Origin of the sequence: Nocardia carnea (assembly GCF_029868325.1) — a bacterium.
Classification (GTDB): Bacteria; Actinomycetota; Actinomycetes; order Mycobacteriales; family Mycobacteriaceae; genus Nocardia; species Nocardia carnea_C.
The window spans coordinates 1-11,227 of the sequence record NZ_JARWNW010000093.1; the positions used below are offsets into that span (position 1 = coordinate 1).

Here is an 11,227-nt window from a genome sequence, read left to right on the forward strand (position 1 = left end):
CCCGCCCCCCCCCCCTCCCCGGCGGGCGGGCCGGCGCGCCGGCCCCCCCCCCCCCCGCGGCCCGCCCCCCCCCCCCCCCCCGCCCCCCCCCCCGCCCCCCCCCCCCCCCCCCCCCCCCCCCCCCCCCAAGGCCGGGGGGGCCTAAACCCCGCGCGCCGGAGGCGCGCAAAATAAACACAGTGACCCGTGTGCAGTTGCGCCCCGTGCTCGTCGAGGCGATCGAAACCCTCCGGACGGCCGGGGTGGCGAGCCCGCGCGCCGATGCCGAACATCTCGCCGCGTATGTGCTGGGGGTGGAACGCGGACGGCTTCTGCTCGCACCGCTGATCGATCCCGAACAGCTCGACGCCTACCACGCACTGGTCGCCCGCCGGGCCGAGCGAGTACCGCTGCAGCATCTGACGGGGCAATCGTCCATGGGTGAGATCGATCTCCAGGTGGGGCCCGGGGTGTTCGTACCCCGCCCGGAAACAGAGTTGCTGTTCGCCTGGGCGCTGGTCCGGCTGGAGGCGGTCCGGCACGACCACACTCCGATCGTGGTGGATCTGTGCACGGGCTCGGGCGCCCTGGCGCTGGCGATCGCACACGCTCGCCCGGACGCCGAGGTCCATGCCGTGGAGCTGGACGCCGACGCTTTGCGCTGGGCCCGTCGCAACGCCGACCTGCACAGCGCGGCCGGTGATACACCGATCACCTTGCATCATGCCGATGTCACCGACCCCGGTTTGCTCACGCAGCTGAACGGCCGGGTCGATATCGTCGTCGCCAACCCGCCCTACATCCCGGAAGGCGCGCAGTTGTCACCCGAGGTGGCCGAACACGACCCGCACCGTGCCCTGTTCGGGGGCCCCGACGGGCTGGATGTGATCCGGCCGATGGTGCCGCTCATCGGCCGGCTGCTGCGTCCGGGCGGCGGTGTGGCGATCGAGCACGACGACAGCAACGGCGGTGAACTGGCCCGCCTGCTGGCGGCCGACGGCCGGTTCGCAGAAATCGTGGAACACCCCGACCTCGCCGGAAAACCACGTTTCGTAGCCGCTATCTCGTCGGCGAGCCCTACCTGAGCAGTCGGGTATCGGCTCGGCAGAGCGGGCCGATCTCGTTCTCGGTGTCCGGCCGAACTCGCTACCGCCGCTGATCGTGGGTCGGAGTCCGGCAGCGCCGCGAGTACAACGGTGCGCGACCGGGCCGGTGGACACCTGGCGGCGTGGGATCGAGGGGGCCGAAACCGGCGCCGCCGGGGGTGGCGCAATACGATTGTCGCCGTGAGTACCGTCTACGACTGCGCCGACCCCGACTCGCGCGCCGCCGGCTTGTCCGCGGCCACCAATGCTCTGAAATCGGGGCGACTGGTTGTCGTGCCTACCGACACGGTGTACGGGCTCGCGGCCGATGCCTTCGATTCGGCGGCCGTGGCCGCACTGCTGGCGGCCAAGGGGCGAGGTCGCGATATGCCGGTGCCGGTGCTGGTGGGGTCGTGGAACACCATCGACGGCCTGGTCTTCTCGGTGCGCCCGCAGGCGCGCGACCTCATCCGGGCGTTCTGGCCCGGTGGTCTGAGCATCGTGGTGCAGCAGGCACCGTCGCTGGCGTGGGACCTGGGGGACGCGCGCGGCACCGTGATGCTGCGGATGCCGTTGCATCCGGTGGCCCTGGAGCTGTTGCAGGAGGTCGGTCCACTGGCGGTGTCCAGTGCCAATATCTCCGGTCGCCCCGCCGCCGATAACGTCACCCAGGCGCGTGACCAGCTCGGTTCTCTGGTGGGCGTCTATCTCGACGGCGGTCCGGCGCAGCACGCCACCGCCTCGACCATCGTGGACCTGACCGGCGATCAGCCACGCATCCTGCGTGCGGGGGCGGTGTCCACCGAGGCCGTCGCCGAGGTGCTCGGCACCACACCCGAGGCGTTGATCGGACCCGTCGCGCAGTGAGTGTTGCGAGCTGTGCGGAGGTAGTACCCGCGGTGACGGGGTGGTCGGTGCGATGACCGGGTCCGGTGCGGTTGTCCCGCTGCGCGAACTCCTGCTGGTGCTGTTGATCTCGGCGGTGGTCACCTTCCTGGCCACGGGCGGGATCCGGACACTGGCCATCGGGTTCGGCGCGGTGGCCATTCCGCGTGACCGCGATGTGCATGTGAAACCGATTCCCCGGATGGGTGGGGTCGGGATGTACATCGGGGTGGTGGCGGCCGTGTTGTTCGCCCACCAGCTGCCCGCGCTGCGCCGCGGTTTCGATTACCGGCCCGATATCGCGGCGGTGCTGGTGGCAGCGACGATCATCGTGGCGGTCGGGATCGTCGACGACCGGTGGGGTCTCGACGCGCTGACCAAGTTCGCCGGTCAGGTCACCGCCGCGGGGGTGATGGCGGTGATGGGCCTGGGCTGGTACCTGATCTACGACCCGTTCAGTAATTCCACCGTCGTGCTCGACGGCTTGCAGGGCGGGCTGGTGACGGTCGCGGTCGCGGTGACGTTGATCAACGCCATGAATTTCGTGGACGGCCTGGACGGCCTGGCCGCCGGGCTGGGCTTGATCGCCTCGGTGGCGGTGTTCGCGTTCGCGGTCGGCCTGCTGACCGAGCAGGGCGGCTCCGTGGACAGTTATCCACCCGCGTTGCTGGCGGCGGCGATGGCAGGCGCCTGCCTGGGGTTCCTGCCGCATAATTTCTCGCCGGCCCGGATCTTCATGGGCGATTCCGGGTCGATGCTGATCGGTCTGGTGCTGGCCGCCGTGTCCACCAGCGCGTCCGGCCGGATTCCGCTGCAGGGGTACGGGCCGCGCGATATCGTCGGTCTGCTCTCGCCGCTGCTGCTGGTGGGCGCGGTGATGTTCATCCCGGTGCTGGATCTGCTGCTGGCGATCGTGCGCCGGGTACGGGCGGGGGTCAGCTTCTCGACGCCGGACAAAATGCATCTGCATCACCGGCTGTTGCAGATCGGTCATTCGCAGCGCCGGGTGGTCCTGGTCATCTACCTGTGGGTCGGCATTCTTGCTTTCGGCGCGGTGGGCACCTCGGTGATGGATCGGCGCGTGGTGGTGGTGCTGATGGCCGCGGGGTTCCTGTTTGCGCTGGTCGTGACCGCTGTTCCGGGGTTGTGGCGCCGGCAGGCGCGGCGGGATGCGGCGGGGTCGGCTACGGGCGCCGGGTAGAGTGCGGACTGTGTCCACCAGCTCTGCCAGTCCCGGTACCTCCGATCACCAAGACGCGCCGCTGAAGGCCGCCCTGCGGTACGGGCTGATCGGTCTGGTGGTGCTGACCGTGCTCGCTGTCGTCCTCGCGACCCTGGTCGCCGGTGCCGCCGGGCTGTGGGGTGCGCTGCTGGGCGCCGCCATCGGCGGCGGGTTCATCCTGGCCACAGCCGCGGTCGTGTTGCTCGGCGCCAAATTGCCGCCCACCACAGCGGGGATGGTAATGCTGGCCAGCTGGGTCGGAAAGCTGCTGGTCGCGCTGATAGTTATCGCTGTTTTGCAGCAGTTCGAGTTCTACGATCGGGTCGCATTGTTCCTGACCGTCGTGGGCGCGCTGATCATCGTGCTGGGCGCGGAGACTTACGGTGTATTGCGGACCAAAGTTCCTATTGTCAACCTTCCTGATCAGGGCTCGGGCGGCGATTCCGAAACGCCCTGACCGGCGTCAACGACAACCTGTCGTAGATAACATCGCCCCCGCTACGCGTTGTCGTAGATCTCTTGGTAAAGTCTTGGTAAGCAAGCGACCAGTGAGGGGTGCCGACAAGGTGCTGCGAGCTGCCGCTATGCTACTGCCGTGCCGGGCTTGTACAGAGCTCGGTTCTGCATGTCGACGATGTCGCCGACACACGTACAGACGCCAGCGCGGATCTCCCGCTACAGCTGCTGACGAACTTCGAGCCGACCTCAGTCGACCACATTGATCGTCAATGTCCGATCGAACCGCGGGAACGAAAACATCCCGCGGCCCGAACACGGGAGAGAACGCTGAGCGTCACCACCTTGGCCGCGGAGTTTCACGCGCCGTCGCTAACCGACTTCTTCCCTCCGGCGGTGCTGTTCGAAGGAACCCCCTTCGAACTCGATCGGCTGATGCTGGTCCGGATTCTGATGACCGCCGTGCTGGTCGCATTCCTGTTCCTGGCTTTCCGCAGCCCGCGTCTGGTGCCGAAGAAACTGCAGAGCATCGGCGAAATGGGAATGGTCTTCGTCAAGGAACAGATCTGCGACGAGATCCTCGGCAAGGAAACCGGACGTAAGTTCTTCCCGCTCATCGCGACGATCTTCTTCACGGTTCTGTTCTTGAACTTCTCGGGTGTGATTCCCGGTCTGAACATCTCGTCGAACGCGCGTATCGGCATGCCGCTGGTACTGGCAGCGATCGCGTATATCGCGTTCAACTATGTGGGCATCAAGAAGTACGGCTTCTTCACCTATATGCGCAGCAGCGTCGTCGTTCCGAATGTTCCGCCGGCCATGCACGTCCTGCTCATTCCCATCGAGTTCGTCTCGACCTTCATCCTGCGCCCGTTCACGCTGACCGTCCGACTCATGGCGAATATGCTCGCCGGTCACATCATGCTGGTGCTGTTCTTCAGCGCGACCCAGTTCTTCCTCTTCGACGCGGACAACTGGATGAAGATCTTCTCGCCCTTCTCGCTGCTGGGCGGGCTCGCCTTCACCCTCTTCGAACTGCTGGTCATCTTCCTGCAGGCCTATGTGTTCGCGTTGCTGACCGCCGTGTACATCAGCCTTGCCCAGCACGCCGACGATCACTGACCGACCGGACCAACCGATAAGAACCTGCTGCACCGCGCCGACCGGCGGGTGAGCAACAGAAAGGGAATGGAAGACTCATGAGCCTCTCGTACTTGGCCCAGGAAGCTGCCACCAACGAATCCACGCTGAAGGGCCTCGGCGCTGTCGGCTACGGCCTGGCCGCCATCGGCCCGGGCATCGGCGTCGGTATCGTCGTCGGTAAGGCGATCGAGGGTATTGCCCGCCAGCCCGAGCTCCAGGGCACCATCCGGACCAACATGTTCCTCGGCATCGCGTTCACCGAAGCCCTGGCGCTGATCGGTCTCGTCGCCGGCTTCATCTTCTGATTCCGATGAACGAGTTCATTCTGCTCGCAGCGGAAGAGGGAGAGGATGTGAATCCTCTCATCCCCGCGACGTACGACATCGTCTGGTCGGCGGTCTGCGTGGCGATTATCGCCTTCGTGGTCTACAAGTACGCCGTTCCGCGCCTGATGAAGGTGCTGGACGAGCGCGCCGACAAGATCGAGGGTGGCATCGAACGGGCCGAATCGGCGCAGGCCGAAGCCCAGGAGACGCTGCAGCAGTACCAGAAGCAGCTGGCCGACGCCCGCCTGGAAGCCGCGAAGATCCGCGAAGACGCCCGTACCCAGGGCCAGCAGATCCTCGCCCAGATGAAGGCAGACGCCCAGGCCGAGAGCGACCGTATCGTCGCGGCCGGGCACACCCAGTTGGAAGCCCAGCGTCAGCAGATCCTGACCGAGCTGCGCGCCGAGGTCGGCCGCACCGCGGTGGACCTGGCCGAGAAGGTCATCGGGCAGTCGGTATCGGACGAGGCCAAGCAGGCCGCGACGATCGATCGATTCCTCGATGAGATCGACCGGTCGGATGCCGGTATCGGGGTCGGAAGGTAACGACGGAGGCGTGAGAACCATGTACGCAGCAAGCCGTGAGGCCAGCTCCCGGTCCAAGGAGGCTCTTCGGGCCGCGCTGACCGGAAGTAACGGTGTCGCGGCCACGACGGGGTCCGAACTGTTCGCCGTTGTCGACGTACTGGACGACCAGCGTCCGCTGCGTGTGGCGCTCGCGGACGTGTCGGTGCCCGGTTCGGCCCGCGCCGAGCTGAGTGAGCGGGTCTTCGGGAGCCAGGTCAGCGCTGCCACCCAAGCGGTGCTGACCACCGCGGTGGCCCAGAATTGGTCCCGTGCCCGCGACCTGGTCGACACCCTGGTCCTGCTCGGGCAGCTGGCGCTGCTGGAAGCAGCGTCCGAACAGGGCCGGATGACCGCGGTCGAAGACGAGCTGTTCCGGCTGGGCCGGATCATCAACGACAACCCGGAACTCGAGCGGACACTGTCCGATCGTGCCGCCTCCCCGGCGGCCAAACGGGAACTGCTGCAGCGGCTGCTGTCCGGCAAGACCGAGACCGTCACCCAGGCCCTGGCCGAACAGGTGGTGACTCGGCAGAGTTCCGGTATCGGTCCGGCCTTCGACGAACTGTCCGATCTGGCCGCGGCCCGGCGGCAGCAGATCGTCGCCCATGTGCGGTCGGCGATCGAGCTCACCGATTCCCAGCGGGAGCGGCTGGCCGGCGCGCTCGGCCGCATCTACGGCAAGGCCGTCACCGTGCATATCGAAGTCGATCCCGGGCTGCTGAGCGGGCTCGTCGTGCGCATCGGTGACGATGTGATCGACGGTAGTGCGATCGGCCGACTGGAACGGCTGCGCCGCTCGCTGACCTAGCGGTACGCCACCGGGTAATCCCCGGCGCCCCGGCCGCACCACACCCCCCGACATTCCAGACCAGAGACCGAGAGCAGGAAGAACATGGCGGAGCTGACGATCTCCTCCGACGAGATCCGTAGCGCGATCGAAAGCTACACCCAGAGCTACACCCCGGAAACCTCCATCGAGGAAGTCGGTGTTGTCACCGATACCAGTGACGGCATCGCGCATATCAGCGGCCTGCCTTCGGCCATGGCCAACGAGCTGCTCGAATTCCCGGGTGGCGTGCTCGGTGTGGCGCTGAACCTCGAGGACCGCGAAATCGGTGCCGTCATCCTCGGCGAGTTCGCCGAGATCGAAGAGGGCCAGCAGGTGCGCCGCACCGGCGACGTGCTCTCGGTTCCGGTCGGCGACAACTTCCTCGGCCGCGTGGTGAACCCGCTCGGCCAGCCGATCGACGGTCTGGGCGAGATCGAGTCCAACGACCGGCGCGTGCTGGAACTGCAGGCCGCCACCGTGCTGGAGCGGCAGCCGGTCGAGGAGCCGATGGCCACCGGTATCACCGCCATCGACGCCCTGACCGCCATCGGCCGGGGTCAGCGTCAGCTGGTCATCGGTGACCGCAAAACCGGTAAGACCGCGTTGTGCATCGATACGATCCTGAACCAGAAGGCCAACTGGGAGTCGGGCGACCCGGCCAAGCAGGTGCGCTGCGTCTACGTGGCGATCGGCCAGAAGGGCTCCACCATCGCGGGCGTCAAATCCGCCCTCGAGGAGCACGGCGCGCTGGAATACACCACCATCGTGGCGGCACCGGCCTCCGATTCCGCCGGCTTCAAGTGGCTGGCCCCCTACACCGGTTCGGCCATCGGCCAGCACTGGATGTACGAGGGCAAGCACGTCCTGATCGTGTTCGACGATCTGACCAAGCAGGCCGAGGCCTACCGCGCCATCTCGCTGCTGCTGCGCCGCCCGCCGGGCCGCGAGGCGTACCCGGGTGACGTCTTCTACCTGCACTCGCGCCTGCTGGAGCGTTGCGCCAAGCTCTCCGACGAGATGGGTGGCGGTTCGATGACCGGTCTGCCGATCATCGAGACCAAGGCCAACGACATCTCGGCCTTCATCCCGACCAACGTCATCTCCATCACCGACGGTCAGGTCTTCCTGGAGTCCGACCTGTTCAACAAGGGCGTCCGCCCGGCGATCAACGTCGGTACCTCGGTCTCCCGTGTCGGTGGCGCCGCGCAGACCAAGGGTATGAAGAAGGTCGCCGGTTCGCTGCGTCTGGAAATGGCGCAGTACCGTGAGCTCGAGGCGTTCTCCGCCTTCGCCTCCGACCTGGACGCCGCGTCGCTGGCCCAGCTCGAGCGTGGTGCCCGCTGGGTCGAGCTGCTCAAGCAGGACCAGTACTCGCCGATCGCGGTCGAGGATCAGATCGTCTCGATCTACCTGGTCGACGCCGGCTACTACGACTCGGTGCCGGTCGCCGATATCCGCCGGTTCAATGTCGAGCTGCTCGAGGATCTGCACGCCAACGCGGCCGATGCCTTCGCGAGCATCGCCGGTGGCAAGGTACTGCAGGACGAGGCGGCCGAGCAGATCAAGACGGCCACCGACAAGTTCAAGCAGGGCTTCCTGGCGTCCGACGGCAGCCGCGTGGTGAACGAGGCCGAAGCCGGCGAACTGGCCCACGAAGAGGTCGAGTCGCTGTCGGTCACCCGCAAGCACGTCGAGAAGTAGACCGGGCGAACCATGCGCTGTTTTCCTGTAACGCCGCGAACGAAGGGAGTGTGAACCGCCGATGGCTACCTTGCGCGAGCTGCGCTCCCGTATTCGTGGAATCAACTCGATCAAGAAGATCACCAAGGCCCAGGAACTGATCGCGACCTCGCGTATCACCAAGGCCCAGGCCCGGGTGGCGGCCGCCAAGCCGTACTCCGAGGAGATCACCAAAGTAGTGGCGGAGCTGGCGAGCGCGTCGAAGAATCTGGCGCACCCGCTGCTCACCGAACGCCCCGATCCCAAGCGTGCCGCGGTGCTGGTGATCACCAGCGACAGCGGCCAGTGCGGTGGTTACAACTCCAATGTGCTCAAGCGGGCCGAGGAGCTGATGACCACCCTGCGCGAAGAGGGCAAGGAACCGGTGCTCTACGTCATGGGCAACAAGGGCCTGACGTATTACACCTTCCGTGACCGCCGGCCCGTTGCCGCGTGGACCGGGTTCTCCCAGCAGCCGGGCTACCCGGACGCCTCGGCGGCCTGTAACCACCTGGTCGACAGTTTCATGGCCGGGTCTGCGGGCGAGGTTCCGGCACCGGACGGTACCGGTTCGATCGCGGGCGTGGATGAACTCCATATCGTCTACACCCGGTTCGTGAGCATGCTGTCGCAGACGCCGGAGGTGCGCCGGATGGCGCCGATCCAGATCTCCTTCGTCGACGAGAACTTCGACCTGGGCGAGGATATGCTCACCGATTCGCCCACGGCCGAGGTGAGCGCGCAGTACGAATTCGAGCCCGACGCCGATGTACTCTTGGCGGCCCTGCTGCCCAAGTACATCAATACGCGGATCTACGCGTCGTTGCTCGACGCAGCGGCATCCGAGCATGCGGCTCGGCGCACCGCAATGAAGGCGGCCACCGACAACGCCAATGAACTGGCGAGTTCCCTGTCCCGGCAGGCCAACTCGTTGCGGCAGGCCAACATCACGCAGGAAATCAGCGAAATCGTCGGCGGCGTGAATGCCCTGGCGGCCAGCTCGGAACGCGACTGAGACGCAGGAAGAGAACCTAGAAATGACCGCAGCTGTTACTCGAGAAGACTCGAGCCGGACCAGCGCCGCCAGTGGCCGCGTGGTCCGCGTTATCGGCCCCGTCGTGGACGTCGAATTCCCGCGGGGCTCCATCCCAGATCTGTTCAACGCTCTCGCCGCCGATATCACCTTGAAGTCGGTGGCCAAGACGCTGACCCTCGAGGTCGCCCAGCACCTCGGTGACAACATCGTGCGCACTATCTCGATGCAGCCCACCGACGGCCTGGTCCGTGGCGCCGAGGTCCGTGACTCCGGCAAGCCGATCTCGGTGCCGGTCGGCGATGTCGTCAAGGGCCACGTGTTCAACGCCCTCGGCGACTGCCTCGACAGCCCCGGCCTCGGCCGCGACGGCGAGCAGTGGGGTATCCACCGCAAGCCGCCGAGCTTCGACCAGCTCGAGGGCAAGACCGAAATCCTCGAGACCGGCGTCAAGGTGCTCGACCTGCTGACCCCGTACGTCAAGGGCGGCAAGATCGGTCTGTTCGGTGGTGCCGGTGTCGGCAAGACCGTTCTGATCCAGGAGATGATCACCCGTATCGCGCGGGAGTTCTCCGGTACCTCGGTGTTCGCCGGCGTCGGTGAGCGCACCCGTGAGGGCACCGACCTGCACTTGGAAATGGAGGAGATGGGCGTCCTCCAGGACACTGCCCTCGTCTTCGGCCAGATGGACGAGCCGCCGGGCACCCGTATGCGCGTCGCCCTGTCGGCGCTGACCATGGCGGAGTACTTCCGCGATGTGAAGCACCAGGACGTGCTGCTGTTCATCGACAACATCTTCCGGTTCACCCAGGCCGGTTCCGAGGTTTCGACCCTGCTGGGTCGTATGCCCTCCGCTGTCGGTTACCAGCCCACCCTGGCCGACGAGATGGGTGAACTGCAGGAGCGCATCACCTCGACCCGTGGTCGTTCGATCACCTCGCTGCAGGCGATCTACGTCCCCGCCGACGACTACACCGACCCGGCCCCGGCGACCACCTTCGCCCACCTGGATGCGACCACCGAGCTCTCCCGCCCGATTTCGCAGAAGGGTATCTACCCCGCCGTCGACCCGCTGACCTCGACCTCTCGTATCCTCGAGGCTTCGATCGTCGGCGACCGGCACTTCGCGGTGGCCAACGAGGTGAAGCGGATCCTGCAGAAGTACAAGGAACTGCAGGACATCATCGCCATCCTCGGTATGGACGAGCTGTCCGAAGAGGACAAGGTTCTCGTCGGCCGTGCGCGTCGTCTCGAGAAGTTCCTCGGCCAGAACTTCATCGTGGCCGAGAAGTTCACCGGTCAGCCCGGTTCGGTCGTGCCGCTGGAGCAGACCATCGACGACTTCGACCGGGTCTGCAAGGGCGAATTCGACCACTTCCCGGAGCAGGCGTTCAACAGCTGCGGTGGTCTCGACGATGTCGAGGCGGCCGCGAAGAAGATCGCCGGAAAGTAGTCCTTCATGGCGGATATGTCAGTTGATCTCGTCGCGGTCGAGCGGCGGCTCTGGTCGGGCCGGGCGAACTTCGTCAGCGCCCAGACCACCGAGGGCCAGATCGGCATCATGCCCGGTCACGAACCCCTGCTGGGGCAGTTGATCGAGGGCGGCACGGTGACCATCGTCGATACCGAGGGCAATCGGGTCGTGGCCGCGGTACACGGTGGTTTCTTCTCGGTCACCGCGGATACCGTGCGTGTACTGGCCGAGACCGCCGAGTTCTCCACGGAGGTCGATATCGACGCGGCACGCAAGGTGCTGTCCGACAGTTCGGCCGCGCCGGGGGACCAGCTGGCCGCGCAGGCCCGGGTCCGCGCTGTCGAACAGGCCGCGGCTTCCTGATCTCCGATCCGGAGACCAACAGAATATTTTCGGCTCCGGGCCGGGGGGGGGGCGCCGGCACCGCCGCGGGCGCGGGGGGGGGGGGGCCGCCCGAACACCTGTCCGGTGGCCACCCGGACGGTGGCGCCGTGCCGTCATCGGCGTCCG

At 66.5% G+C, this 11,227-nt stretch carries 12 protein-coding genes; all 12 read left to right on the forward strand.

Features of this window, described 5'->3' with window-relative positions; translation table 11 throughout:
- Positions 1 to 179: 179 nt before the first annotated feature.
- The 12 genes from prmC (at position 180) to QH196_RS05875 (ending at position 11,080) form a co-directional block, all read left to right on the forward strand.
- Entirely contained in the window at positions 180 to 1,064 is an 885-nt protein-coding gene (prmC, locus tag QH196_RS05820; protein WP_280414708.1) for a peptide chain release factor N(5)-glutamine methyltransferase, read from the forward strand.
- A 201-nt stretch (positions 1,065 to 1,265) separates the two neighbouring features.
- A complete protein-coding gene (locus QH196_RS05825) occupies positions 1,266 to 1,931 on the forward strand; it encodes an L-threonylcarbamoyladenylate synthase (RefSeq protein WP_280414709.1) in 666 nt (221 codons plus the stop codon).
- 52 nt (positions 1,932 to 1,983) lie between these two features.
- On the forward strand, positions 1,984 to 3,150 hold the full coding sequence (locus QH196_RS05830; RefSeq protein ID WP_280414710.1) for an MraY family glycosyltransferase: 1,167 nt from the start codon (positions 1,984 to 1,986) through the stop codon (positions 3,148 to 3,150).
- A 10-nt stretch (positions 3,151 to 3,160) separates the two neighbouring features.
- Positions 3,161 to 3,628: a hypothetical protein gene (locus QH196_RS05835; RefSeq protein WP_280414711.1), complete on the forward strand. Its 468-nt coding sequence runs from the start codon at positions 3,161 to 3,163 to the stop codon at positions 3,626 to 3,628.
- A gap of 395 nt (positions 3,629 to 4,023) precedes the next feature.
- Entirely contained in the window at positions 4,024 to 4,749 is a 726-nt protein-coding gene (gene atpB / locus QH196_RS05840) for a F0F1 ATP synthase subunit A (protein ID WP_280414712.1), read from the forward strand.
- Between the two features lie 77 nt (positions 4,750 to 4,826).
- A complete protein-coding gene (locus tag QH196_RS05845; RefSeq protein WP_033247481.1) occupies positions 4,827 to 5,075 on the forward strand; it encodes an ATP synthase F0 subunit C in 249 nt (82 codons plus the stop codon).
- Between the two features lie 5 nt (positions 5,076 to 5,080).
- A complete protein-coding gene (locus tag QH196_RS05850; RefSeq protein WP_280414713.1) occupies positions 5,081 to 5,641 on the forward strand; it encodes a F0F1 ATP synthase subunit B in 561 nt (186 codons plus the stop codon).
- A gap of 19 nt (positions 5,642 to 5,660) precedes the next feature.
- Positions 5,661 to 6,470, forward strand: coding sequence for a F0F1 ATP synthase subunit delta (locus QH196_RS05855; protein WP_280414714.1), 810 nt, complete (start codon positions 5,661 to 5,663; stop codon positions 6,468 to 6,470).
- 84 nt (positions 6,471 to 6,554) lie between these two features.
- Entirely contained in the window at positions 6,555 to 8,192 is a 1,638-nt protein-coding gene (atpA, locus tag QH196_RS05860; protein ID WP_280414715.1) for a F0F1 ATP synthase subunit alpha, read from the forward strand.
- A 61-nt stretch (positions 8,193 to 8,253) separates the two neighbouring features.
- On the forward strand, positions 8,254 to 9,225 hold the full coding sequence (locus QH196_RS05865) for a F0F1 ATP synthase subunit gamma (protein WP_280414716.1): 972 nt from the start codon (positions 8,254 to 8,256) through the stop codon (positions 9,223 to 9,225).
- A 22-nt stretch (positions 9,226 to 9,247) separates the two neighbouring features.
- The gene (gene atpD / locus QH196_RS05870; protein ID WP_280414717.1) at positions 9,248 to 10,696 is read left to right on the forward strand and encodes a F0F1 ATP synthase subunit beta; all 1,449 of its coding nucleotides are present in this window, start codon (positions 9,248 to 9,250) and stop codon (positions 10,694 to 10,696) included.
- 6 nt (positions 10,697 to 10,702) lie between these two features.
- Positions 10,703 to 11,080, forward strand: a complete 378-nt coding sequence (locus QH196_RS05875) for a F0F1 ATP synthase subunit epsilon (RefSeq protein WP_280414718.1) — start codon at positions 10,703 to 10,705, stop codon at positions 11,078 to 11,080.
- The last annotated feature ends 147 nt before the right edge of the window (positions 11,081 to 11,227 follow it).

Bases quoted from the DNA above. Each gene is read 5' to 3' on its own strand.
- QH196_RS05830 (WP_280414710.1), top strand. From the start codon at position 1,984: ATGACCGGGTCCGGTGCGGTTGTCCCGCTGCGCGAACTCCTGCTGGTG.
- QH196_RS05845 (WP_033247481.1), top strand. From the start codon at position 4,827: ATGAGCCTCTCGTACTTGGCCCAGGAAGCTGCCACCAACGAATCCACG.
- QH196_RS05850 (WP_280414713.1), top strand. From the start codon at position 5,081: ATGAACGAGTTCATTCTGCTCGCAGCGGAAGAGGGAGAGGATGTGAAT.
- QH196_RS05855 (WP_280414714.1), top strand. From the start codon at position 5,661: ATGTACGCAGCAAGCCGTGAGGCCAGCTCCCGGTCCAAGGAGGCTCTT.
- atpA (WP_280414715.1), top strand. From the start codon at position 6,555: ATGGCGGAGCTGACGATCTCCTCCGACGAGATCCGTAGCGCGATCGAA.
- QH196_RS05865 (WP_280414716.1), top strand. From the start codon at position 8,254: ATGGCTACCTTGCGCGAGCTGCGCTCCCGTATTCGTGGAATCAACTCG.
- atpD (WP_280414717.1), top strand. From the start codon at position 9,248: ATGACCGCAGCTGTTACTCGAGAAGACTCGAGCCGGACCAGCGCCGCC.
- QH196_RS05875 (WP_280414718.1), top strand. From the start codon at position 10,703: ATGGCGGATATGTCAGTTGATCTCGTCGCGGTCGAGCGGCGGCTCTGG.